We start from the raw sequence: 23,816 nt of genomic DNA on the forward strand, positions 1-23,816 counted from the left end.
GCGTGAGCACCGGTACACCGCTGACCCTGCCACCGGAACTGCGTGCGCGCCTGCGCACGCTGCGCCTGCGGCCGCGCCTGGCCAGTGGTGCCAACGGCATCGGCCAGCACGCCAGCCGCAGCCGCGGTGCCGGCCTGGAATTCGCCCAGTACCGCGCCTACGAGCCCGGCGACGAACTGCGCCAGATCGACTGGAAGTTGTATGCGCGCTCGGATCGCTTCTTCGTGCGCGAATCCGAACGCGAAAGCCCGATCACCGTCTGGCTGCTGCTCGACGCCACCGCCTCGGCCAGCCAGGCCGACCGCGCCGCGCCGCAGCGCCCGCGCCTGGACCACATGCGCGGGCTGGCCGCCTGCCTGGTCGAGCTGGCCCTGCAGCAGGGCGATCGTTTCGGCCTGCTGGCGATCAACGGCGATGGCCTGCAGCTGCTACCGGCCGGCAACGGCGCGCGCCAGCGCGACCGCGTGCACCTGCAGCTGCATGCGCTGCAGGCGAGTGGCGGCTGGCCAACCGCCGAGCGCCTGCGACCGCTGTGGGAGCGGGTGCGCCCCGGTGACCTGCTGCTGGCCATCGGCGACGGCTTTGATGAAGCCGGCATCGTGCTGCTGGAACACCTGGCCAGCGCGCGCCGCGAGGTGATGCTGCTGCAGGTGCTGACCGCCGACGAGCGTGACTTCCCCTTTGATGCCGGCCATCGCTTCCGCGATCCGGAAACCGGCGAGGAACTGCTGGGCGATGGCGCCGCGATCCGCGCCGACTACCTGCAGCGCTTCGCTGCCGCACACAGCGCCCTGCACGCACGCCTGCAGGCCAGCGGCATCGCCAGCGCCACTGGTTGGCTCGACCAGCCGCTGGACCAGCCGCTGCAGGCGCTGTTCGGCCGCGGGGGCGGCGCATGAACCTGCTGTTCCCGCTGGGCCTGGCCGCACTCGCCGCGTGGCTGCTGCCGCTGCTGATCCACCTGGCCCGGCGCCATCCGTACACGCCGTTGGATTTCGCCGCATTGCGCTGGCTGCGCGCACAGATCCGCCCACGCCAGCGCATCCGCTTCGATGATTGGCCGCTGCTGCTGGTGCGCCTGCTGCTGCTGGCCGCACTGGCGCTGCTGCTGGCGCGCCCGGCGCTGACCGGCAGCGCAGCACGGCCCAGCGCGTGGACCGTGGTCGCGCCCGGGCTGGATGCCCGCGCACTGCGCGGCACCGGCAAAGAGGGCCGCTGGCATTGGCTGGCGCCTGGCTTCCCGACCGTCGAACAACCAGCACCCACGACACCTGCGCCGCTTGCGAGCCTGCTGCGCGAACTCGACGCGCAACTGCCCGCCGGCACCGCGCTGACCGTGCATGTGCCCGATCCGCTGCCCGGCCTCGATGGCGCACGCCTGCAGCTGTCGCGTCCCGTGCAGTGGCAGGCGCATCCGATGACCCTCGCCAGCGCACAGGCCACAGTGGCCTCGCCACGTCTGCGCGTGCATGCCGAGGCACCGGCCAGCGCGCGGCACTGGATCGGCGCCCTGCAGCGAGCGTGGAGCCCCCAGCCCGCCGCCGCCGAGCTGCCTGCCGACACGCTCCCCGCACGCGGCGAGATTGCGGTGTGGGGCCGTACCGATGCACTGCCGGCCGCATGGCAGGCGTGGCTGCACGACGGTGGCAGCGTGATGACTGCGGCCACGCCTGTTGCTGCCGCCACGGTGGTGCTGCGAAGTGCCGAGGGCGCACCGCTGCTGTGGCAGCAGCGCGTCGGCCAGGGCCGCCTGCTGTCGCTGCCCGGCGAATGGGACGCTGCCCACAACGGCGCCCTGCGTGACGCCCGCTTGCCGCAGGCCCTGCTGCTGGCCCTGCAACCGCCAGCACCACCGCGCGTGGGCGATGCGCGCGATCACGCGCCGAGGCAGGCAGTACTGCCTGCAACCGCCGCCGCACCACGCGAGCTGACCCCGTGGCTGCTGCTGGCCATCGTGCTGCTGTTCGCGCTGGAGCGCGGGATGGCCAGTCGCGCAGCGCGGAGGCCGGCATGAACGTAGTGCAGCGCAGCTGGCAGCGCGCACGTCGCCGCCGCGCCGGCATCACCGTGCTGCTTGGCCTGCCGTGGGCGCTGGCCGCCACCGCATTGACCCTGCGCCTGGCCGGCTTCGATGCCGCCTGCGTGGTCGGCACGCTGGCCCTGCTGGCCTGCGCCGGCGTGACCGTCGCGCGTGCTCGCCAGATGGACCGGCGCTGGCTGCAGCGCCAGCTCGATGGCAGCGGCCGCAGCGAAGACAGCGCCGATCTGCTGTTTGCCGATGTCGCCCGCATCAACCCGTTGCAGCAGCGCCAGCGCGCGCATGTGCTGGCCACGCTGGAACGCAGGATGCCGGACCTGCGCCCGCGCTGGCCGCGCGCCGCACTGGCGCTGTGCTGGATCGCCGGCCTGGCCATCGCCCTGCTCGCGCTGGGCTGGCCTCGCAGCGCAGGTGTCTCCGCAGGCGTCGGCGCTGCGGCACCGGCGCCTATGGCAGCGGCCGGTCCGCTGCAGCTGCAGTCGACCCGCCTGCAGATCGATGCACCGGCGTACACCGGCCAGGCCACGCTCACCCAGAACGCACTGGATGCCAAGGTGGCCGCGGACAGCCGGCTGTCCTGGTCGCTGCGCTTCGACCGCGCGCCCAGCAAGGCATGGCTGCAGTTCCACGACGGGCGACGGCTGCCGCTGCACGAGTACGACGGCCGATGGCAGGCACAGGACATAGCCCGCGCGCCGGTGCTGTACCGCGTGGTCAGCGAGCCCGCCCCGGCCAGCACCCGCCTGTACCGGCTGGATGTGGTGGCCGACCGCGCGCCCAGCGTGCGCGTGCTGGAACCCGCCGCCAGCCTGGTGCTGGGTACGCCCGGGCAGCGGCAGTGGGCGCTGCGCTTCGAAGCCAGCGATGACTACGGCGTGGCCGCGCAGGCAAAGCTGTCGATCACCACCACCCAGGGCAGCGGCGAGAACATCACCTTCGTCCAGCGCAGCGTCACCCTCACCGGCAGCGGCGCGCCCACCGCGCGGCGCTTCGCCCACACCCTCGATCTGGCGGCACTCGGCGCGCAGGCCGGCAACGATGTGATCGCCCAGCTGGAAGTACGCGACAACCATGCGCCTAACGCCCAGACCGGGCGCAGCAGCAGCGTGATCCTGCGCCTGCCGACCACCGAAGTCGCGCTCGGCGCCGAACTGGAAGGCCGCATCAAGAAGACCCTGCCGGCGTATTTCCGCAGCCAGCGGCAGATCATCATCGACGCCGAAGCACTCATCCGCCAACGCCGCAGCCTGGCCGCCGATGACTTCATCAAGCGCAGCGATGCCATCGGCGTCGACCAGCGCCTCCTGCGCCTGCGCTACGGCCAGTTCCTCGGTGAGGAAAGCGAAGGCGGAGCGAAACCGCCGCCGACCAGCGACCTGCCCACCAGCGATGCACCCACGGCGGACGCGCACGATCACGACGACGACCACGATCATGACCACGGCGAGGCCGCCGGCAACGCCAGCACGCCACCGGTGTTTGGCAGCGCCACCGACGTGCTGTCCGAGTACGGCCACACCCACGACCACGCCGAGGCCGCTACCCTGCTCGACCCGCAGACCCGCGCCACGCTGAAAGCCGCGCTGGACCAGATGTGGTCGTCCGAGGGTGAACTGCGCCAGGGCCGCCCGGAGCAGGCGCTGCCGTTTGCCTACAATGCGCTGGCCTTCATCAAGCAGGTGCAGCAGGCCGAGCGCATCTATCTGGCCCGCGTCGGCCCGGAGCTGCCGCCGATCGACGAGGGCCGACGGCTGGGCGGCGACCGCGCCGGGCTGGCCAGCCGCGAGCTGCCGCTGGCCGCACGCACGCCGCCGGACCCGGCCATCGTCGAAGCGTGGCAGCGGCTGGGCGACGGTGACGGCAGGCCTGACCTGGACGCTTTGGCCACCTGGCAGCAGCGCAACGCCGCCTTCCTGCCCGACCCCCTCGATCTGGCCGCCGCCATTGAACAGCTGCGCATCGAACCGGATTGCAGCGACTGCCGCCAGCGCCTGCGCGCACAGCTGTGGCGCGCCCTGCAGCGTCCATTGCCGCAGGTGATGCGGCGCACCGCCACCGATGCAATGGGCCAGCGTTATCTCGATGCGCTGGAGGTACAGCCATGAATGCCACTGCCTTGAACCTGTGGCTGGCCGTGGCCCTGGCAGTCATCGTGATCCTCGCCAGCGTCCTGCAGCTGCGCACACCCACCGCCCATCGCGGCCGGCGCGCGGCACGGCTGGCGCTGCAGGCCATCGCCGCCGTGCTGCTGTATTTCTGCCTGCTGCCGCCCAGCCAGCAGCTGCCTGCGGGCGGCCTGGTGGTGCTCACTGCCGATGCGGCTGCTGCCGGCGCGTTGCCGGCCAGCGATGGCCCGCTGCTGCTGTTGCCGGAGGCGGCGGATGTGCCGGGCGGCCAGCGCGCACCTGATCTGGCCACGGCGCTACGCCAGCACCCGGCCTCCACGTTGACCCTGGTCGGCGCCGGCCTGGCCGCGCGTGACCGCGACACCGTGCTGCCAGCGAACCTGCGCTGGCAGGCCTCGCCTGCGCCGCGCGGCTGGATCGCACTGCAAGCACCGGCCGATGCCGCACCCGGTGCGCGCTTCGAGGTGCACGCGCAGGCACACGGTGTAGTCGCTGGCCGCGCCGAACTGCTGGACCCGGCCGACACCGTGGTGGATCGCGTGGACGTGGCCGCCGATGGGCGCGTGCAGCTCAGCGGCATCGCCCGCGCACCGGGCCGAAGCGTGTTCCATCTGCGGCTGCTGGATGCACAGGCCCATGTGCTGGACAGCGTGCCGGTGCCGCAGCAGACGCTGGCGGCGGCACCGCTGCGCCTGCTGGTGCGGGCCAGCGCGCCCGGGCCGGAACTGAAGTACCTGCGGCGCTGGGCCACCGATGCCGGCCTGCGCGTGCAGGTGCAGGCCGACACCGGCGCCGGGCTCAGCGTGGGCGATGGCGCGGTGGCACTGGATGCGGCCGCACTGGCGCGCAGCGACCTGCTGCTGCTGGACGAGCGCAGCCTGGCGGCGCTGAGCGCAGGGCAACTGGCAGCGGTGCGACAGGCTCTGCGCGATGGCCTCGGCGTGCTGGTGCGCAGTGCGGGCGTACCTTCGGCCAGCGCGCGGCAACGCCTGCGTGATCTCGGCCTGCCGGTGCAGGGCGATGGCGGCAGCCATGCCGTCGAGCTGCCTGGCGATGGCGAAAGCGCGATGCTCGCCGCACGGCGCGGCCCGCTGGATTCGGCCACCCTGCCCACCGCCGATGGCGAAGCGGCGGACCGCAGCTCGCACAGCGCTTCCCTGCCTGCGCTGGAGGCGCTGACCCTGCACGTGAACGACGGCAGCGCCCTGCTGCACGACACTACAGGCAAGGCTCTCGGTGGCTGGCGCAGCGTCGGCAAGGGCCGCATCGGCCTGCTGCCGGTCACCGACAGCTGGCGTTGGGTGCTGGCCGGTCGCGATGATCGCCACGGCGAACTGTGGAGCGGTGTGGTCGCTACGCTGGCACGCGCACAGCCCGGCACGGACGCGCTGTGGTCACCGCAGGCGCAGGCGTGGCTGGGCGAGCGTGTCGCGCTGTGTGGCGTGCAGGCGCCGCTGCAGGCATTCGATGCGAAGGGCGCGGGCGTGCTGCTGGTGGTCGATGCCGCTTCCTCGTCGATGCGCTGCGCCGGCTGGTGGCCGCAGGCCGCAGGCTGGCAGCGGCTGCAGCATGGCGACACGGCCGTCTGGCGCTATGTGTTCGACGTGAAGGAGGCAGCGTCGCTGCATCACCAGGCGATGAGCGATGCGACGACGCAGGCGTTGGCGATGGCAGCGCCTGCAAGTGCCGCAGCAATGCAGCCGGTGCCCGGCTCACGCTGGCCGTGGTGGCTGGCATTCGTGCTGTGCGCATCGCTGCTGTGGTGGCTGGAACGGCGGCGCTGAGCCCGGGGGCGGCGCCCTTTCGTGCGGATCGGAACCAGCATCCACGCATGGCATGGATCTACTGCCCCGCGCGGATCAACGGGGTCGGATCCCTTTCGCATGCGAAAGGGCTCTGACCCCATCCCTCAGCGCGCCCTGGTGCGCCGGTATACCCCGTCGAAGCGCACGTTCATGCCACCGCACTCGCTGTTGTCCGACACCACCAGCACGTCGCCCAGCAGCTGCGCGTGCACCGTGCAGCTGTCCTCGACGAAATCCACCTGGCTGCCGCGCGGCGTGGCCTGCGCTTCCACCTGGCCCATGTTCGGCCCATACGGCCGCTGTTCCGGGGTAGGGTTGGCCGAGGGCCAGTAGGCATCGCCTTCGACATGAAGCTGGCTGCCACGCACCGAGATGCGCAGGCCGTTGTCGCCATCCTTCCAGTCTCCGGCCCAGCCCTGCAGCGTCGGGGTCACCCGCGCCACCGGCTGCAGCTTGCTGCGGTCGACCCAGCCGGCACTGCCACCCACCTTGTTGGGGAAAAATGCGCAGCGGTACGGGCCCAGGTCGCGGCCGGTCACCACCGTGTCACCGCTCACCACGTAGCTGCGCTGGCGGCAGGCGGGTTCGCCCTTGGCCGGGCAGCCGTCCATGTCACCGAGCAGGTGCAGGCGCTGCGTATCCACCACCTTGGCCACGGCGAAATCCGATTGCGCGGAAGGGAACGCGCCGTTGCGACAGGAGCCGTCATCGGCCAGATCGCTGGCCAGCACGGACACGGGCAGGAGCAGGGCAAGCAGGAAGATTTTCGACACCGCAGCAGCAACCAGAAGGGAGGACGACAGGATCGTACGCTCCTGCCTGTCATCGGCACCACTCTCTGCAACAAATTGCATTTCCCGGCCTGTTGCTGCCGCGCAGACTGTCCAGTCGCCTTCCAGCACCCGATCACCACCTGCGAACATGAAACTTGTTGGTGTACTTCTCGCGCTGCTTGCCACACTTCCCGTACTGCTTGATTGCCTGGCCCGCTGGGAAGCACGCCGCGCGTTCATGTCGCTCGCGGAACAAGCGCCGGTGCGTCTGCTCAGCGAGGACGAGGACGCCGCGCTGGAACCGTTCCGCAGCGTACTGGAGCTGGGCCGCGATTGCGGCGTTCGCATTCTTGAGGGACCCTGCATCGAGCACCGCCGATGGATGCGGGGAGGCGCCAGCTCAGCCTGGCACAGCCTCGCCGGGGTCAAGGTGCTGCTGCCCTTCAACGCGCTGGAGCAGCTCGGAGCCCACAACCGTGCCGAAGTGGTGCTCGGTCGCCGCTTTGTGGTCATCGTCCGCATGGGCGGGTTCGATATCGCGACGGCCGGCACGCGTACGCTGCGCACGGCCGCGACACAGATCAGCGAACGCCGCGAGACCGCGGATGAGCGGACACAGCGCCGGCGGCCGGCCATTCCATGGTGGCCCACCGCGCTGGCGCTGGCGGCCGGCATGTGCGGAGCACTGCCACGGCTGGGCCTGGGCCAATGCAGCTGGATGACCGTGGCAATGGGACTGGTGCTGGCGTCTATTGCGTTGGTGCTGTACCGGCGCAGGCAAGTGGGAACGAAGGCGCTGCAGCCCGTGGTGCGCGTGCGGGGTCGGCTCAGCGCGCTGCAGTTCGCAGATCCGCATGAGAGTACCTTCAGCCACACGGTGATGCTGCTGGGCAATGACCAGCGGCTGGCCATCGACCCGGCCTGGATGGCGTCCGGGGCCATCAAACGGGGGCGCTGGCTGGAGGCCGAGGTCCGCCCGCACGACCGGCGCCTGTTGTCGTTGGGCCCGGGCTGGTCGCTGAGTGCCGACGAAAGGCGGTTTCCACCTGTGCCGGTCGCCCGGCACCTGCTGATGTTCCTGGTGGCGGTGCTGTCACTGCTGCTGATGCTCTGGTCGGGTGACGGTCCGCGAATCGAGGCAGCGCGGGCGGCAGAGCTGCTCGGCCCTGCCAAGCTGCGGACGGACACGCAGCCGGGGACGCTGCTGGGGCATCCTCCCGCACCCGGCGATGGGCTGCACATCACGTTCGATGCCACCTGCGACCTGGTCACCCGGCGGCATGCTGGACACGTGCTGGCGGTGCCCGACTGCAGCCGGCTTCGCTGGGGTGGCGCTCCGCTGCAGCTTCCCCCTCTGGCAGTTGCCGACTCCATCCTGCGCCTGGGTGCCGGGAATGCCCTGCGCGTGCATTGGAAGCCGGCCGACGGCATCTTCCCTGTTTACCAGCGGGTGTCGGGGCTGGATGCGCTGCGCCGCGAACTGGACGCTGCCTGCACCGACGGTCTACGCGGCTGCGACGATCTCCGCGCACAGCTTGCGGCGCTCTCCGCGGACGACAGCGCAGTACTTCCCCGTTGGACGATCATGAACCTCAAGGACGCCCTGGAAGAGGCCGCGCATGCACCTGTCCTCGCTGCGTGGGCTGCAGCCACGCCCGCGCTTGTGGCCGCACGGAACGGTGGCGTCGTCCTGGTCGATGCCGAGGCGAATCGGCAATCGCGCACCGCAACGTTCGCGTTTGGCGATGCCGGCGCAGCGTGGAATAAAATGCGCACCGCCGCCACGCACGCGCAGCGGAGCGCCTGGTCCGGCACCGTGCAGTCCCGCAGCACGGATGGTCGGACGCTGTGGCTGCAGGTGGACCGCACACGCCCTGCCCATGGCGCCATCGCGGGGATGGCCTACTGCCTCTGGCTGATCGGCGCGTCATCGCTGGCCCTGGTCCAAGGCATCCTGCTGGTCCGCGCCGCGCCCCGGGCACTCTCGCGGTCCGCCGCCTTCGCCGAGGAACTCAAGCAGCGCCCGGCACCGCCTGCGTCCTGGCCGGCATGATGCGCGGTGCCACGCCTACTTCCCGGCCGAAGGATCACAGCCTTCCTGCTGCTCGCAGAACTGCAGCGCACGCCGCTGCTGTTCGGGAGTCAGCTCCGGCGGCGGCCGTGCGATCGCGGCCTGGATCTGGTCGGGGCCACCGGTGAGCTTGTTGATGCCCTTGGCAGCGGCCACCACGCCCTTCACCACACCCATCATGATGTAGCCACCGCCCATGCTCACCTGTTCCGGCGACGGCGGTTCGCTCCAGTCGCGGCTGAAACGGTTGTCACCGAACTTCACCGGGTTCTTGAAGCGGTACAGGTCCAGCGCCTCATCCTCGGGCTTGAGCGCACGTACTTCACCCAGGGTGGTGACATCGCCCTGCGGCGGCACGGCGGCATCGGCGGGCGGTACCTCGCTCGCCGCAGGCGGATCGATCATGGGGTCAACCTGCTGCGCGTGCGCAGTAGCGGCCAGCATCATGCCGGCCAGAAGTGCTCCCTGCAGTTCCCGTCGTGCCACAGCCATCGCCTGTCTGTTGCGTCCAATCCCCGAGGATACGCATCACGGCTTCAGATTTCGTTGGCTGCAGTACCGGCGTTCAGCCGGCGATGGCGGTGCCGCTGCTCTGAATGATTCACTGCATCCCGGCACGCGGTCTCACACCCTGAGACCCATCTGTGGTGCCATGTGAGCCCTCGCAAACCGTCCCGGCTCCCTCTTTCATGGCCTACGAACTCGCCAAGCGCACGGCGGACGCCGAGCAGAAGCTCGCCACCCGCGACGGCCTGCCCGCGCGCGATGGCGCCCTGCTCAGTGCGCGCCTGCAGCGCCGCTACCACGACCGCATCACCGGCAGCTTCGCCATTCCCGGCCGCGAGGGCCGCTACGCGCCCCTTCCCGATTCGGTGCCGCCGGCCCTGGCCGCCGCCCTGAAGTCGCGCGGCATCGAGCAGCTCTACAGCCACCAGGCCGAAGCCTGGGAGGCGAGCCAGCGCAGCGAGCACGTAGCCATCGTCACCCCCACCGCCAGCGGCAAGTCGCTGTGCTACACCCTGCCGGTGGTCAGCGCGGCCATGCAGGACAAGGCCAAGGCGCTTTATCTGTTCCCGACCAAGGCGCTGGCCCAGGACCAGGTGGCCGAGCTGCTCGAACTCAACCGCGCCGGCGACCTCGGCGTGAAGGCCTTCACCTTCGATGGCGACACCCCCGGCGATGCGCGCCAGGCCATCCGCCTGCACGGCGACATCGTGGTGTCCAACCCGGACATGCTGCACCAGGCCATCCTGCCCCACCACACCAAGTGGGCGCAGTTCTTCGAGAACCTGCGCTACATCGTCATCGACGAGGTGCACACCTACCGTGGCGTGTTCGGCAGCCATGTCACCAACGTGCTGCGCCGGCTCAAGCGCATCTGCGCGTTCTATGGCGTGCAGCCGCAGTTCATCCTGTGCTCGGCTACCATCGGCAACCCGCAGGCGCATGCCGAAGCGCTGATCGAGGCACCGGTCACCGCCATCACCGAATCCGGCGCGCCCAGCGGGCCCAAGCAGGTGCTGCTGTGGAACCCGCCGGTGATCAACCCGGACCTGGGCCTGCGTGCATCAGCACGCTCGCAGAGCAACCGCATCGCCCGCATCGCGATCAAGTCCGGACTGAAGACCCTGGTGTTCGCGCAGACGCGGCTGATGGTGGAAGTACTGACCAAGTACCTGAAGGACATCTTCGACCACGACCCGCGCAAGCCGCCCCGCATCCGTGCCTACCGCGGTGGCTACCTGCCCACCGAACGCGGCGAGACCGAGCGTGCGATGCGCGCTGGCAACATCGACGGCATCGTCAGCACCTCGGCGCTGGAGCTGGGCGTGGATATCGGCAGCCTCGACGTGGTCATCCTCAACGGCTACCCCGGCAGCGTGGCCGCCACCTGGCAGCGCTTCGGCCGCGCCGGCCGCCGCCAGCAGCCCGCGCTGGGCGTGATGGTGGCCAGCTCGCAACCGCTTGACCAGTACGTGGTGCGCCATCCGGACTTCTTCGCAGAAGCCTCGCCCGAGCACGCGCGCATCGCGCCGGACCAGCCGCTGATCCTGTTCGACCACATCCGCTGCGCCGCCTTCGAGCTGCCGTTCCGGGTCGGCGATGGCTTCGGCCCGATCGATCCGGAAGTGTTCCTGGAAGCGCTGGCCGAAACCGAGGTCATCCACCGCGAAGGCGAGCGCTGGGAATGGATCGCCGACAGCTACCCCGCCAACGCGGTCAGCCTGCGTGCGGTGGCCGATGGCAACTTCGTGGTGGTCGACCGCAGCGATGGCCGCCAGCAGATCATCGCCGAAGTCGACTATTCCGCGGCCGCGCTCACCTTGTACGAAGGCGCGATCCACATGGTGCAGTCGACCCCGTACCAGGTGGAAACGCTGGACTGGGAGGGCCGCAAGGCCTACGTCACGCGCACCCACGTGGACTACTACACCGACAGCATCGATTTCACCAAGCTCAAGGTGCTGGACCGCTTCGATGGCGGCGTGGCCGGCCGTGGCGATTCGCACCATGGCGAAGTGCACGTGGTGCGCCGCGTGGCGGGCTACAAGAAGATCCGCTACTACACGCACGAGAACATCGGCTACGGCCCGGTCAACCTGCCCGATCAGGAACTGCATACCACTGCGGTGTGGTGGCAGCTGCCGCAGGCGTTGCTGCTGCGTGCGTTCGCCAGCAAGCAGGATGCGCTGGATGGCTTCCTCGGCGCCGCCTACGCGCTGCACATCGTCGCCACCGTGGCGGTGATGGCCGATGCGCGCGACCTGCAGAAGTCGGTCGGCAACGGCGATGGCTCGTGGTTCGCGATCGCCGACCAGACCGGCCGTGGCCAGCTGCGCGGTGGCGAGGGTGATCCCGGCATCGTCGAGCTGCTGCAGGAGTTCGTGCCCACCGTCTATCTGTACGACAACTTCCCCGGCGGCGTCGGCCTCAGCGAGCCGCTGTGGCAGCGCCAGGCCGAACTGGTGCAGCGCGCACGCGAGCTGGTGCAGCGCTGCGACTGCAAGGCAGGCTGCCCGGCCTGCGTGGGCCCGGTGCTGGCCGCGCAGGAAGAAGATGAAACCTCGCCTCGTGCGCTGGCGCTGCGCGTGCTCGACCTGTTCGATGCGCAGGCCTGCCAGCACGTGCGCGACGTGGTGGTGACCACGCGCGAGCCGATGGAGCTGCTGGCACCGTGAGCCTGAGCCTGGACAAGCTGCGCCTGCTGCGGAAGCAGGCCGGCGACCCGAAGGCGAGCGCGCCGGCCGCGCCCGAGCCGCCGACAGCAGCACCGGCGCCGTTGGCTGCCAACGATGCACAGCAGCCTGCGGCCGAGCGCTCGGTGTTTGCGTGGGTCGAGCAGGAGATCCGCCACACGCCGACCGGCACGGCGGCACCTGCGACGGCGCGGGCAACGCTGCGGCGGCCGGAAGTGGGCGGCCTGCATCGCCTGCTCGGTCTGCGCACGCGCGGTAGCACCGCCCCGGTGCGGGCCAGCGCGCAGGACCGGCAGCTGCCCGGCGAGGAAATCGCACCGGGCCTGTTCCTGATCGAATCACTACAGCCGCAGGCGATTCCCGCGCAGCCGCTGTCGCTGGATTTCGCCCGCCGCGATGGCGAGCACGTGGCCGCCCGCGACCTGCTGTTCTTCGATACCGAAACCACCGGCCTGGCCGGTGGCACCGGCACCCGCGCCTTCATGATCGGCGCCGCCGACTGGCATGCCTGCCCGCAGCGCGGCGAAGGCCTGCGCATCCGCCAGCTGCTGATGTCCACGATGGCCGCCGAGGACGCGATGCTGGCCACCTTCGCCAGCTGGCTGCAGCCCTCCACCGTGTTCTGCAGCTACAACGGCCGCAGCTACGATGCACCGCTGCTGAAGTCCCGCTACCGGCTGGCCCGGCAGCGCTGCCCGATCACCGCGCTGGACCATGTGGATCTGCTCTACCCCACGCGCCGGCGTTATCGCGGCAGCTGGGAGAACTGCAAGCTGTCCACCATCGAACGCCAGCTGCTGCGCGTGGTGCGCGAGGATGACCTGCCCGGTTCGGAAGCACCGGCGGCGTGGCTGCGCTACCTGCGCGGCGGCGATGCCGTGAACCTGCGCCGCGTGGCCGACCACAACCACCAGGACGTGGTGACCTTGGCCTTGCTGCTGCAGCGGCTGATCCGCGAGGAACAGCGCGAGCGCGAAACGCTGGCACTGGTGCAGCCCTAGCCCGGCGCGGGTTCAGGCGGCGTTGACACCACTGACACGCGCAGCGGCGACACTGCCCGCTGTCCCTTTACCGGAGCCGTGCCCATGCGCCCTACGACTTTGTTGCTGCTGGCCAGCATCCTGCCGCTCGCGGCCTGCAGCCATGCCGGTACCAACAGCACCGCCGACACAGCCCCCCTGCCGCCCAAGGGCGCCGAGGGCGCGCATGCGTGCCGCCCCGAGGCGCTGGAAGCCTTCACCGGCAAGACTGCCGACGAAGCGACGATCAAGAAGCTGGTGGCCGACAGCGGCGCACGCAACGCACGCGTGGTGAAGCCGGGCATGGCGGTGACAATGGATTTCCGCCAGGACCGCGTGACCGTGCACGTGGACGAGCAGAACCGGATCGAACGCGCCAGCTGCGGTTGATGTAACCGCGCCATATCCGCGGGCGCGATCGATCCGGTAGCGCCGGGCCATGCCCGGCGAGCGAAGCGGTCCTACAGCTGCTGGGCCTTGCCGCTGGCCATGGCGCGGCCGATCACCTGCTTGGCCTGGGCCGAGGCCTGTGCCTGCAGCTGCGCCTGGCGTTCACCCAGTTCCGCCTGCTGGCTGCCCAGCGCGGCCTGGCGCAGGCCCAGCTGGGCCTGCTGGTTGGCCAGTTCGCTGATGTCGTGGCTGTGTGCGTCCTGCAGGTCCTGCATGGCACGACGCACTTCGGCGTCGGCCGCGCGGGCAATCGCGGCATCGTCGACCACACCACGCGTAGCCCGTGCCGCCTCGGCCGCAGCCTCACGGTTGATGTCGGTGGCGCGCACAGCCTTGCTTGCCGCCTGCGTCGCCACGCGGGCGATTTCACGCGCATGTACCGCCTGCCTACGGCCCAGCTCGCCCTGCTGGCGCCCCAGTGCACCCTGCTCGCGCCCCAGTTCACCCTGCTGCCGGCCCACTTCCGCCGACTGCGCGTAGACGCGCTGCAGCGGCTGGATCAGCGCCGGGTCACGCACGGCGTAGCGCTTGTTGCCCTCGCGGAACCACAGCACCGGACCTTCGCGGCCGACATCGCGGCGGGCCTGCTTGATGTCGTCGATGGTGGCGCTGGCGTAGCTGCGGCCGTGGTCGATCAACACGTGGCCGCGCTCCATGGCGTTGCCCAGGTGCAGCTGGCCTACGGTGGTGAAGCTGTCGTCATCGTCTTCATCGACCGGCGGTGCAGGCGGTGCAGGCGGCGCGGCGGGAGCGGCCGGCGGTGCCGGCACGGCAGGCAGCGCACGCGCCGGGGCGGCAGGCGCCTTCGGTGCAGCGGGCGACACTACCGCAGCCGGCGGCGACGGCGGGGCGGGCGGTGCCGGCGGCACCGGGGCGGCCACCAGCTGCATGGGCGCCACGCTCAGCGCCAGTACCAGGGTGGTCAGCGCGGCCGCCAGCACGCGCGGGCAGGACCGGCGCGGCTGCAGCGATAGCAGGCGGCGCTTCAGGCTGGTGGTGCTGGGTGCGGCACTGGCCACGCCCAGATGCGGCGCGGGGGCCACGCCCAGCTGAAGCAGCAGGCGGCCGTAGGCGTGGCGGCTGGCACCGTGCTGGCCGACCACTGCGGCATCCACCGCTTCCTCGCGGGCCTGGGCATATTCGCGCACGGCCAGGCGCAGCAGCGGATGGAAGAAGAACAGGTGCTGCGCCAGCGCAGGCATCAAGCCCCACAGCAGGTCACGGCGCTGCATGTGCTGCAGCTCGTGGGTCAGCGCCAGATCCAGCGCATCGCCCTGCAGGGCATTGGCACCGGCCGGCAGCAGCAGCACCGGGCGCAGCGGGCCGACCAGCTGCGGCGCATCCACCTGTTCGCTCATCCACAGGCGCGGTGCGCGGCGCAGGCCGTGGGCATCGGCAGCCAGCTGCAACGCCTGCACCAGGGCAGCGTCTTCGCAGGGGTGCGAGGCGGCCAGCAGCGCGCGGCACTGGCGCCACTCACCGAAGGTGCGCCACGCCATCACCAGCACGCCGGACAGCCACAGCGCAGTTAGAGCCAGCGCCCACCAGGCCATCGGCGATACGCCGCTGCCGATCGTCGCAGCGATGTCGGGGGCCTGGTCGATCGGCGCGGTGGCCAGCAGGTTCGCCGAGAGTTCCGGCGCCATGGGATGGATCGCATCGGCGGCCAGGTCGGTGGCACTCATTGCCATGGCCTGCGGCGCCGGCAGCCAGGCCAGCTGCAGCGGCTGGCTCCAGAACAGGCCCAGCACCGCCTGCAGCGACACCAGCCACCACAAGCGGCAGCGGGTGCTGGCCGACAGCGAAGGCAGTGCGCGGCACAGCCCGTACACCAGGGCCACCAGCAGCACGGTCTGCAGGCTGGTCCAGCCCAGGCGTTCCAGCAGGGAAATCAGCATCGTGGTGTCCATGGCTCAGCCCTCGTGGCGACGCGATTGGAGTTGGGCGACCAGTGCTTCCAGCTCGGCCAGCTCGTTGTCACTGACTTCCTGGCGCTGCGACAGGTAGGCCACGAACGGCGACACCGAACCCTGCAGGGTGTTGTCGACGAACTGGGCCACGGCGCCCTGCAGCACGCTGTCCGGGCCACGGGTGGCCTGGTAGCGGTAGACGCCCTCCTGCTGCTCGCGCTGAAGATATCCCTTGGCGCGCAGCCGCTCCATCATCGTCAGCACGGTGGAACGGGCCAGCCCGCGGGCCTCGCCGTAGCCACTGGCGACCTCGCCGACACTGGCCGGCGCATGTTCATCGATGTACTGCAGCAGGGCCAGCTCCTGGTCCCCGATGGTCTTGCCACGCATGACACCACTCCATTGACTACACGTGTCGTTACTGTCTGCGTGACGACAGTTGTAGTCAACCCCCCGGAAGTCATGGGCCGACGAACGGTAGGGGGTGTCGGGGTCAGAGCCCTTTCGCCTGCGAAAGGGATCTGACCCCATACCGGCCAGCGGCCGCCACTACCGTCGGCTCAGCCGTGCGGCCCGCCCATCACCGGCAGGATGACCCCGCTGATGTAGCTGGCGCATGCGGGCGAAGCCAGGAACACATAGGCCGGTGACAGCTCTTCCGGCTGCGCAGCTCGTCCCATGTCGCTGTTCTTGCCGAACTCGGCCACGTCCTCGGCCGGCTTGTCGGCCGGGTTCAGCGGCGTCCACACCGGGCCCGGCGCCACGCAGTTGACACGGATGCCACGCGGCAGCAGCTGGCTGGCCAGCGCCTTGGTGAAGGCATGGATGGCACCCTTGGTGGCCGAATAGTCGATCAGCGCCTTGCTGCCGAACAGACCGGTTTCCGAGCCGGTGTTGATGATGCTGGCTCCCTCGCCCAGATGCGGCAGCACCGCCCGTGCCATCTGGATGTAGCCGCCGATGTTGGTCTGCAGCGTCTCCTGCAGGTGCGCGTCTTCCAGGTCTTCCAGGCGCTCGCAATGCAGCTGGAACGCCGCGTTGTTGACCAGGATGTCGATGCCGCCGAAGGCCTTGGCCACCTGCTTCACCGCCTTGTTGCAGAAGCGCGGATCGCGTACGTCACCGGCGATCACCACGCAGCGCCCGCCTTCGCGTTCCACGTGCTGGCGGGTGATGTCCGCATCCTCCGCTTCATCCAGATGCAGCACGGCGACATCGGCGCCTTCGCGGGCGAACAGCACGGCCACGGCGCGGCCGATGCCTGAATCACCGCCGGTGATGATGGCGCGCATGCCCTGCAGCTTGCCACTTCCCACGTAATCCGGTGCAAGGAAGCGCGGTGCGAGTTCGAGTGCGTGCTCGTGGCCGGGCTTGGCCAGGTGCTGGGCCGGCATCGTTTCCGGCTGCCGGCGTGCGCCGGCCTGAGTGGCGGTCTTCTTCGTCGCCTTCCTGGTGGCGCGTGCGTCCTTGGCTTTCTCCTGGTCCTGCAGGCGCCGCTGTCGCGATGCCACGCGGGCCGCGCGCGGGTCGCTGGACGCGGCCTTGCGGGTGGCGGTCTTCACGACGCGCGGGCGGTCGGTTTCGGCAACGGTCTTCGTCGCGGTGCTGCCTTTGCGCACCTTGGGCGATGCCTTGCGGCGGGCGGGGGTCTTCTTGGCGGTGGCCATGCAGGTCTCCTCGGGAGGGAATGGGGTTGCCGGCCAGCGGCCGGCACTACCGGGGGCGGCGTGCGCCGCTCGTGCAGTCTCTCCATCTCGCCTGTCAGCGGCAGTGAGCGCACCGTGTCCATCGCGTGCACGGCTTCATTCCGCCACTACGCGTGTCGTCGCACTCTTCAGGCCACGACACGAGGAACGTCCCCATGAAGCATGCCCTTGCCACCGCCGCCGCCTGTTTCGCCCTTGCTGCCTGCAGCAGCACTCCGGTTGCCCAGATCCAGCCGATCGATGGCGTGATTTCCGGCCAGTGCCACACCAACATGGTGCGCGGCGCGGTCGGCCTGGCTGCCTCGGCAGTCACCATCGAACGCGCGCGCGTGGACAGCGACAGCCTGCACGTGCAGGTCCTGCGCGGCAGCCGCGAGCGCAGCGGCAACACCGCCAGCGGCAATGCCGATCCGGCGGCAGGGGCGGCACAGGAAGGCGGTGATCGCCTGACGATTGAAACCGGTCGCACCAACAACATCACCGCCATCTATTGCGGGTAACCGCCGTCGAGCAAGCTCGACGCTACGAGGATCTCAGGCGCGGCGCTTTGCCAGCCGCCGCGCCCGGCGCAGCACTTTCAGCGTGGCCTGCTCCCACTGCCGTGGGCCGCGCAGACCGGCCAGCGCAGTCAGTTCGCCACGCTCCCAGCCGGCAAACACGCACGGGTCGATATACGCCTTGCGGCAGACCGCAGGCGTATTGCCCAGCCGTGCGGCCACCTGGCACACCACCTCGCGCTGCGCCTTGGCCAGCGCACGCTGGCTGGAAGGCTCCGGCAGCTCGGTGGCGGCGAAAGTCTGCACCGCCGCCAGGGTCCCGCCCCAGGTACGGAAATCCTTGGCGGTGAAGTCCTCGCCCATCACCTCGCGCAGGTAGTCGTTGACCGCACCGGAATCGACCGGCTGCACGACACCGTCGTCGTCGCGGTACTGGAACAGCGCCTGCCCTGGCAGCTGCTGCACGCCGCGCACCAGCGTGCCTAAGCGGCGGTCGCCCACGGTCACCTCATGCAGCTGCCCGGACTTGCCACGGAAGCGCATGCGCACGCGGCCCCCGCGCAGCAGGTCCAGGTGACGGTTGCGCAGCGTGGTCAGGCCATAGGACTTGTTTTCCTTGGCATAGGTTTCATTGCCCACCCGCACCAGGGTGTCGGCCAGCAGCGCGACCACCACCGCCAGCACCTTCTCACGCGGGTAACCACGCTGCTTGAGGTCGCGGCTGAGCCTGCGGCGCAGGGCAGGCAGCGCTTCGCCGAAGGCGATGGTGCGGTCGAACTTGCCCGAATCACGCATTGCCGCCCAGTCGGCGTGATAGCGGTACTGCTTGCGCCCGCGCGCATCGCGGCCAGTAGCCTGCAGGTGGCCGTTGGCGTGCGCGCATATCCACACGGCGTTATAGGCCGGCGGGATGGCCAGCGCGCGGATGCGCTGGAGGGTGGCGGCATCGCGCACCGCATGGCCATCGGCGTCGCGGTAGGCAAAGCCCTTTCCTGCGCGGCGCCGGCTGATGCCGGGCTGGGTGTCATCGACATAGCGCAGGCCCGCCGCGCGTGCGGCCTGTCGTTCGGGGGTGGGGGTCGTGGGCATGGCTGGCAGCATGGACAGCGCCGTGCAGCCGACGCGTCAATAACGCAAGACAAACACGTGAGGATGGGTTCGCGGCTATGCTCGGGTCTTCACGGTCCCTTCTCTTCCGGAGTCATGATGTCGTTCCAGATCCGCGCCCGTTCGCTCTCCGCCCTGCTGCTGCCGGCCGTACTGGCGTTGTCCGCCTGCCAGGCGCCAGCGCTGGATGAGCAGGATGCGGCCACCGCCCACGCCCAGCAGGCCGCCGAAGCCGCCAAGGCTCCGGCCGATGAAGCCGGCAAGGCCACCGAAGCTCCGCCGGCCGGCAACTGTGATGCCAGCCAGGTGCAGAGCCTGGTCGGCCAGGCCTACACCGATGCGCTGGGCAAGCAGGCCCAGGAAGACGCCGCCGCCAGCCAGGTGCGCGTGCTCAAGCCCAACGACGTGGCCACGATGGAGTTCCTGGGCGATCGCCTGAACATCGAAGTGGACGCAAAGGGCTTGGTCAGCGGCGCCCGCTGCGGCTGAGTGAAAGCCAACGCCGGCAAGGGTTTGCCGGCGTTTTGGTTGCACGCGCAACCGTGTATTGCGGCGTTGCAGCAACTATGCTCTAGTCGAAGCATCCGGTGGCCTCACGATGCGCTCCAGGGAATGAGCGGGCACGAGTGTCCCCGCTCATTTCATTTCGCATCGAGGTAGAGATGGCCCCCCGCAACCGCCAAGGGCTTTACGACCCGCGCTCCGAGCGCGATGCCTGTGGATTCGGCATGGTCGCGCAGCTCGACGACCAGCCTTCGCGTCTGCTGGTCGACACCGCCATTGCCGCGCTTTCGCGCATGACCCACCGTGGTGGCGTCGCCGCCGACGGGCTGACCGGCGATGGCTGCGGCCTGCTGCTGCGCCGCCCCGATGCTTTCCTGAAACTGCTGGCCAGCGAAGCGGGCATCACCGTGGGCGCGCGCTTCGCCGCCGGCCTGGTGTTCCTGCCGCACGATGCCGAGGCCGCGCAGGCCTGCCGCACGCAGCTGCAGGCGCAGGTGGAAGCGGTCGGCTGCAAGGTTGCCGGCTGGCGCGAAGTGCCCACCGATGACAGCGTCTGCGGCCAGCTGGCCCGCGATACGCTGCCGCGCATCGAACAGGTGTTCGTCGACGCCGGTGTCGGCCAGGACGACGGTGGCTTCGCGCTCGCCCTGTTCCTGGCCCGCCGCCGCAGCGAACAGCAGCTGCGCGGGCATGCCGATTACTACGTCACCACCCTCAGCCCCAACGCGATCAGCTACAAGGGCATGGTGCTGCCGGACAAGCTGAGCCGCTTCTTCCCGGACCTGCAGCGGCGCGAACTGGCCTCCAGTGCCATCGTGTTCCACCAGCGCTTCTCCACCAACACGCTGCCGCGCTGGCCGCTGGCGCACCCGTTCCGCATGCTCGCCCACAACGGCGAGATCAACACCATCGAGGGCAACCGCCGCTGGGCGCAGGCGCGCAGCAAGGTGTGGAAGACCCCGCGCTTCGACATCGCCGAGTTCGATCCGGTCATCTCCATGCACGGCTCCGATTCGCAGAGCCTGGACAACATGTTGGAGCTGATGGTGTCCGGTGGCATGGAACTGATCCAGGCGCTGCGCATCCTGGTGCCGCCGGCGACCCAGTCGCTGGAGTTCAAGGATCCCGACCTGGCCGCGTTCTACGAGTTCCATGGCCTGAACAGCGAGCCGTGGGACGGGCCGGCCGGCATCGTCGCCTGCGACAGCCGCTATGCGGTGTGTACGCTGGACCGCAACGGCCTGCGCCCGGCGCGCTGGATGCTGACCGCAGACCGCCACTTCCTGGTCGCCTCCGAAGCGGGCGTGTGGGAAGTGCCGACCGAGCGCGTGGTGCGCAAGGGCAAGCTCGGCCCGGGCGAGATGATCGCCATCGACCTCAAGCGCGGCGACCTGCTCGATTCGGACGCCATCGACCGCATCAACCGCGGCCGCGCGCCGTACAAGCAGTGGCTGCAGCAGGGCGTCACCTACCTGCAGACCGAGCTGATCGATCCGTCGCTGGTGGAAGAGCCCTTTGACGAAGGCACCCTGCGCAGCTACCACAAGCTGTACCAGCTCAGCAGCGAGGAAGTGGAACAGGTGCTGCGGCCACTGGCCGAGACCGAGCAGGAGGCCACCGGCTCGATGGGTGATGACACGCCGATGGCCGTGCTCAGCCAGCGCAGCCGCCCGCTGTACGACTATTTCCGCCAGGCGTTCGCGCAGGTCACCAACCCGCCGATCGATCCGCTGCGCGAAGACTGCGCGATGTCCCTGTCCACCCAGCTTGGCAAGGAGACCAACATCTTCCATGCCGGCCCGGAGACGGTGAACCACGTCATCCTCAACTCGCCGGTGCTGAGCCAGCGCAAGCTGCGCCAGTTGCTGAAGATGGACCAGTACACGCAGGCCAACCGCCTGCTCGACCTGTCCTACAGCGAGGACGAAGGCCTGCGCGCCGGCATCGAGCGCATCTGTGCCGAGGCCGAACAAGCCGCCCGCGAGGGCATGGTGATGCTGCTGCTGTCCGACCGCTACCCGGTGGCCGGGCGGCCGATGGTGCACGCCCTGCTGGCCACCAGTGCCATCCACCACCACCTCTCGCGCCTGGGCCTGCGCTGCGACGTCAACCTGATCGTCGAGACCGGCACCGCGCGCGACCCGCACCACATGGCCTGCCTGCTCGGCTTCGGCGCCACCGCGGTGTACCCGTACCTGGCCTACCAGACCCTGTTCGACCTCGGCCGCCGCGGCATCCTCAAGCTCAGCAAGGGTGGCGAGCAGTCGCAGATCGGCCGCCGCTACCGCAAGGGCGTCTACAAGGGCCTGTCGAAGATCATCTCGAAGATGGGCATCTGTACCGTGGCCAGCTACCGCGGTGCGCAGCTGTTCGAGATCATCGGCCTGGAACCGGAAGTGGTCGATCTGTGCTTCCCCGATACCGCCTCGCGCATCGGTGGTGCCGGCTTCGCCCGTCTGGATGCCGATGCACGCGAACTCTGTGCGCAGGCCTGGGACGCGCAGCAGGGCGTGGATGTCGGCGGCCTGCTGAAGTACGTACACGGCGGCGAATACCACATGTACAACCCGGACGTGGTGACCACCCTGCAGCGCGCGGCGCGCAGCGGTGACCCGCGTGCGTGGCAGCAGTACTGCGATGCCGTGCATGCACGGCCGCCGTCGGCACTGCGCGACCTGCTGGAACTGGTGCCGGCCGCCGCGCCGACGCCGCTGGACGAGGTCGCCCCGGCCAGCGAACTGTTCCCGCGCTTCGACACCGCGGCCATCAGCCTCGGCGCGCTGTCGCCGGAAGCGCATGAAGCACTGGCCATCGCCATGAACCGCCTCGGCGGCCGCAGCAACTCCGGCGAAGGTGGCGAAGACCCGGCGCGCTACGGCACGCAGCGCCGCAGCAAGATCAAGCAGGTGGCCTCGGGCCGCTTCGGTGTCACCGCCGAGTACCTGGTCAATGCCGAGGTGCTGCAGATCAAGGTCGCGCAGGGCGCCAAGCCCGGCGAAGGCGGCCAGCTGCCCGGCCACAAGGTCAACGAACTGATCGCCCGCCTGCGCTATGCCAAGCCGGGCATCGGCCTGATCTCGCCGCCGCCGCACCACGACATCTATTCCATCGAAGACCTGGCCCAGCTGATATACGACCTCAAGCAGGTCAACCCGACCGCACTGGTGTCGGTGAAGCTGGTCAGCCATGCCGGCGTTGGCACGATTGCCGCCGGCGTGGTCAAGGCCGGTGCGGACCTGATCACCATCTCCGGCCATGACGGCGGCACTGGTGCCTCGCCAGTCAGCTCGATCCGCTATGCCGGCGTGCCGTGGGAACTGGGCGTGGCCGAAGCGCACCAGGCGCTGCTGGCCAACGACCTGCGCGGGCGTACCCTGCTGCAGACCGACGGCGGCCTGAAGACCGGCCTGGACGTGGTCAAGGCCGCGTTGCTGGGTGCCGACAGCTTCGGCTTCGGCACCGCGCCGATGATCGTGCTGGGCTGCAAGTACCTGCGCATCTGCCACCTCAACAACTGCGCCACCGGCGTGGCCACCCAGGACGAGCGCCTGCGCGAGAACCACTTCACCGGCCAGCCCGAGCGCGTGGAGAACTTCTTCCGCCTGCTGGCCGAGGAAGTGCGTGGCTGGCTGTCCCACCTCGGCGCGCGTTCGCTGGAAGAGATCGTCGGCCGTACCGACCTGCTGCGGCAGATCGAGGCGGCGCCGCGCGATGGCGTGCGCGTGGACCTGTCGCGCCTGCTGGCCGACGCGCGTTACGAAGGCAGCCACTGCGCCGCGCAGCGCCTGTACGAATCGCCGGACAGCCTGGCCACGCAGATGGATGGCCTGCTGGCCGCGGCCATCGAACACAAGCAGGGCGGCGAACACCGCTTCCTGATCCACAACACCGACCGCAGCATCGGCACCCGCCTTGCCGGTGCCGTGGCCCGCGCGCATGGCAACCAGGGCATGGCCGAGGCACCGCTGGAACTGCGCTTCCGAGGCAGTGCCGGGCAGAGCTTCGGTGCCTTCAACGTAGGCGGCCTGCACCTGGAAGTGGAAGGCGAAGCCAACGACTACGTCGGCAAGGGCATGGCCGGCGGCCGCCTGGTAGTGCGTCCGCCGCGTGGCGCGCGCTTCGAGGCCCGCAGCACCGCCATCATCGGCAACACCTGCCTATACGGCGCCACCGGGGGCGAGCTGTTTGCCGCCGGCCGCGCGGGCGAGCGCTTCGCGGTGCGCAATTCCGGCGCGCTGGCGGTGGTGGAAGGTGCCGGTGACCACTGCTGCGAGTACATGACCGACGGCGTGGTGTTGGTGCTGGGCAAGGTCGGCCTGAACTTCGGCGCCGGCTTCACCGGCGGCCTGGCCTACGTGCTGGACGTCGACCGCGATTTCGTCGACCGCTACAACCACGAACTGATCGACATCCACCGCGTATCGGCCGAGGGCTTCGAGAACTACCGCCAGCACCTGCACCGCCTGATCGGCCGCCACCGCGAGCTGACCGGCAGCATCTGGGCGCAGCAGATCATGGACGAGTTCCGCGATTACATCGGCAAGTTCTGGCTGGTCAAACCCAAGGCCGCCAGCATCGAGTCGCTGACTGAAACCCTGCGACGCGCCGCGTAA

The 23,816-nt window shown here is 69.9% G+C and carries 17 protein-coding genes; 11 read left to right on the forward strand and 6 right to left on the reverse strand.

Translation table 11 applies throughout. The features are described 5' to 3' along the window. The first annotated feature begins 2 nt into the window (after nt 1-2). The 4 genes from FJU31_RS10430 to FJU31_RS10445 are packed head-to-tail and all read left to right on the forward strand — an operon-like array spanning nt 3 to nt 5,948. On the forward strand, nt 3-899 hold the full coding sequence (locus FJU31_RS10430) for a DUF58 domain-containing protein (protein WP_150454686.1): 897 nt from the start codon (nt 3-5) through the stop codon (nt 897-899). Further along, complete coding sequence (locus FJU31_RS10435; protein WP_150454687.1) at nt 896-2,014, forward strand: BatA domain-containing protein; 1,119 nt, start codon at nt 896-898, stop codon at nt 2,012-2,014. The genes FJU31_RS10430 and FJU31_RS10435 overlap by 4 nt, the downstream gene beginning before the upstream one ends. Continuing rightward, nucleotides 2,011-4,143 carry a hypothetical protein gene (locus tag FJU31_RS10440; protein ID WP_150454688.1) on the forward strand — a complete coding sequence of 711 codons (2,133 nt, stop codon included), beginning with the start codon at nt 2,011-2,013 and terminating at the stop codon, nt 4,141-4,143. The genes FJU31_RS10435 and FJU31_RS10440 overlap by 4 nt, the downstream gene beginning before the upstream one ends. Beyond that, entirely contained in the window at nt 4,140-5,948 is a 1,809-nt protein-coding gene (locus FJU31_RS10445) for a hypothetical protein (RefSeq protein WP_150454689.1), read from the forward strand. Before FJU31_RS10440 ends, FJU31_RS10445 begins: the two co-directional genes overlap by 4 nt. 125 nt (nt 5,949-6,073) lie before the next feature. Here the strand turns inward: FJU31_RS10445 and FJU31_RS10450 are convergent, their stop codons facing one another. Then, nucleotides 6,074-6,823, reverse strand: a complete 750-nt coding sequence (locus FJU31_RS10450) for a hypothetical protein (protein ID WP_246161286.1) — start codon at nt 6,821-6,823, stop codon at nt 6,074-6,076. Between the two features lie 67 nt (nt 6,824-6,890). On the opposite strand from FJU31_RS10450, the gene FJU31_RS10455 reads away from it, so the two are divergent. Then, entirely contained in the window at nt 6,891-8,795 is a 1,905-nt protein-coding gene (locus FJU31_RS10455; RefSeq protein WP_150454690.1) for a hypothetical protein, read from the forward strand. Nucleotides 8,796-8,810: 15 nt separating this feature from the next. Here FJU31_RS10455 and FJU31_RS10460 read toward each other — a convergent pair whose 3' ends face one another. After that, nucleotides 8,811-9,305, reverse strand: a complete 495-nt coding sequence (locus tag FJU31_RS10460) for a hypothetical protein (RefSeq protein ID WP_150454691.1) — start codon at nt 9,303-9,305, stop codon at nt 8,811-8,813. A 197-nt stretch (nt 9,306-9,502) separates the two neighbouring features. Between FJU31_RS10460 and FJU31_RS10465 the strand changes: the two genes are divergently transcribed. From FJU31_RS10465 to FJU31_RS10475, 3 genes are all read left to right on the forward strand, one after another. Beyond that, complete coding sequence (locus FJU31_RS10465) at nt 9,503-11,992, forward strand: DEAD/DEAH box helicase (protein WP_150454692.1); 2,490 nt, start codon at nt 9,503-9,505, stop codon at nt 11,990-11,992. Continuing rightward, nucleotides 11,989-13,011 carry a ribonuclease H-like domain-containing protein gene (locus FJU31_RS10470; protein ID WP_150454693.1) on the forward strand — a complete coding sequence of 341 codons (1,023 nt, stop codon included), beginning with the start codon at nt 11,989-11,991 and terminating at the stop codon, nt 13,009-13,011. Before FJU31_RS10465 ends, FJU31_RS10470 begins: the two co-directional genes overlap by 4 nt. A gap of 84 nt (nt 13,012-13,095) precedes the next feature. Next, nucleotides 13,096-13,419, forward strand: a complete 324-nt coding sequence (locus tag FJU31_RS10475; protein ID WP_150454694.1) for an I78 family peptidase inhibitor — start codon at nt 13,096-13,098, stop codon at nt 13,417-13,419. Between the two features lie 71 nt (nt 13,420-13,490). On the opposite strand, the gene FJU31_RS10480 is transcribed toward FJU31_RS10475, so the two are convergent. From FJU31_RS10480 to FJU31_RS10490, 3 genes are all read right to left on the reverse strand, one after another. Further along, a complete protein-coding gene (locus FJU31_RS10480; protein ID WP_150454695.1) occupies nt 13,491-15,389 on the reverse strand; it encodes a M56 family metallopeptidase in 1,899 nt (632 codons plus the stop codon). Between the two features lie 3 nt (nt 15,390-15,392). Next, the gene (locus FJU31_RS10485) at nt 15,393-15,779 is read right to left on the reverse strand and encodes a BlaI/MecI/CopY family transcriptional regulator (RefSeq protein WP_079224605.1); all 387 of its coding nucleotides are present in this window, start codon (nt 15,777-15,779) and stop codon (nt 15,393-15,395) included. Nucleotides 15,780-15,949: 170 nt separating this feature from the next. Next, nucleotides 15,950-17,056 carry an SDR family oxidoreductase gene (locus FJU31_RS10490; protein WP_150454696.1) on the reverse strand — a complete coding sequence of 369 codons (1,107 nt, stop codon included), beginning with the start codon at nt 17,054-17,056 and terminating at the stop codon, nt 15,950-15,952. A 194-nt stretch (nt 17,057-17,250) separates the two neighbouring features. Between FJU31_RS10490 and FJU31_RS10495 the strand changes: the two genes are divergently transcribed. Next, nucleotides 17,251-17,595 (forward strand): hypothetical protein, encoded by a 345-nt coding sequence (locus FJU31_RS10495; RefSeq protein ID WP_150454697.1) that lies wholly within the window; start codon nt 17,251-17,253, stop codon nt 17,593-17,595. Nucleotides 17,596-17,628: 33 nt separating this feature from the next. Here the strand turns inward: FJU31_RS10495 and FJU31_RS10500 are convergent, their stop codons facing one another. Beyond that, nucleotides 17,629-18,681 carry a DNA topoisomerase IB gene (locus FJU31_RS10500; RefSeq protein WP_150454698.1) on the reverse strand — a complete coding sequence of 351 codons (1,053 nt, stop codon included), beginning with the start codon at nt 18,679-18,681 and terminating at the stop codon, nt 17,629-17,631. A 117-nt stretch (nt 18,682-18,798) separates the two neighbouring features. On the opposite strand from FJU31_RS10500, the gene FJU31_RS10505 reads away from it, so the two are divergent. Both FJU31_RS10505 and gltB read left to right on the forward strand, forming a co-directional pair. After that, nucleotides 18,799-19,188, forward strand: coding sequence for an I78 family peptidase inhibitor (locus tag FJU31_RS10505; protein WP_150454699.1), 390 nt, complete (start codon nt 18,799-18,801; stop codon nt 19,186-19,188). A gap of 173 nt (nt 19,189-19,361) precedes the next feature. Next, a complete protein-coding gene (gene gltB / locus FJU31_RS10510; RefSeq protein ID WP_150454700.1) occupies nt 19,362-23,816 on the forward strand; it encodes a glutamate synthase large subunit in 4,455 nt (1,484 codons plus the stop codon).

The sequence above is a fragment of the Stenotrophomonas cyclobalanopsidis genome (genome assembly GCF_008710035.1).
Taxonomy (GTDB): Bacteria; Pseudomonadota; Gammaproteobacteria; order Xanthomonadales; family Xanthomonadaceae; genus Stenotrophomonas; species Stenotrophomonas cyclobalanopsidis.

What these genes read in the sequence shown, in the direction of transcription:
- FJU31_RS10435 (WP_150454687.1), top strand. Translation starts at nt 896, where the DNA reads ATGAACCTGCTGTTCCCGCTGGGCCTGGCCGCACTCGCCGCGTGGCTG.
- FJU31_RS10440 (WP_150454688.1), top strand. Translation starts at nt 2,011, where the DNA reads ATGAACGTAGTGCAGCGCAGCTGGCAGCGCGCACGTCGCCGCCGCGCC.
- FJU31_RS10445 (WP_150454689.1), top strand. Translation starts at nt 4,140, where the DNA reads ATGAATGCCACTGCCTTGAACCTGTGGCTGGCCGTGGCCCTGGCAGTC.
- FJU31_RS10450 (WP_246161286.1), bottom strand. Translation starts at nt 6,823, where the DNA reads ATGCAATTTGTTGCAGAGAGTGGTGCCGATGACAGGCAGGAGCGTACG.
- FJU31_RS10455 (WP_150454690.1), top strand. Translation starts at nt 6,891, where the DNA reads ATGAAACTTGTTGGTGTACTTCTCGCGCTGCTTGCCACACTTCCCGTA.
- FJU31_RS10460 (WP_150454691.1), bottom strand. Translation starts at nt 9,305, where the DNA reads ATGGCTGTGGCACGACGGGAACTGCAGGGAGCACTTCTGGCCGGCATG.
- FJU31_RS10465 (WP_150454692.1), top strand. Translation starts at nt 9,503, where the DNA reads ATGGCCTACGAACTCGCCAAGCGCACGGCGGACGCCGAGCAGAAGCTC.
- FJU31_RS10475 (WP_150454694.1), top strand. Translation starts at nt 13,096, where the DNA reads ATGCGCCCTACGACTTTGTTGCTGCTGGCCAGCATCCTGCCGCTCGCG.
- FJU31_RS10480 (WP_150454695.1), bottom strand. Translation starts at nt 15,389, where the DNA reads ATGGACACCACGATGCTGATTTCCCTGCTGGAACGCCTGGGCTGGACC.
- FJU31_RS10485 (WP_079224605.1), bottom strand. Translation starts at nt 15,779, where the DNA reads ATGCGTGGCAAGACCATCGGGGACCAGGAGCTGGCCCTGCTGCAGTAC.
- FJU31_RS10490 (WP_150454696.1), bottom strand. Translation starts at nt 17,056, where the DNA reads ATGGCCACCGCCAAGAAGACCCCCGCCCGCCGCAAGGCATCGCCCAAG.
- FJU31_RS10495 (WP_150454697.1), top strand. Translation starts at nt 17,251, where the DNA reads ATGAAGCATGCCCTTGCCACCGCCGCCGCCTGTTTCGCCCTTGCTGCC.
- FJU31_RS10500 (WP_150454698.1), bottom strand. Translation starts at nt 18,681, where the DNA reads ATGCCCACGACCCCCACCCCCGAACGACAGGCCGCACGCGCGGCGGGC.
- FJU31_RS10505 (WP_150454699.1), top strand. Translation starts at nt 18,799, where the DNA reads ATGTCGTTCCAGATCCGCGCCCGTTCGCTCTCCGCCCTGCTGCTGCCG.
- gltB (WP_150454700.1), top strand. Translation starts at nt 19,362, where the DNA reads ATGGCCCCCCGCAACCGCCAAGGGCTTTACGACCCGCGCTCCGAGCGC.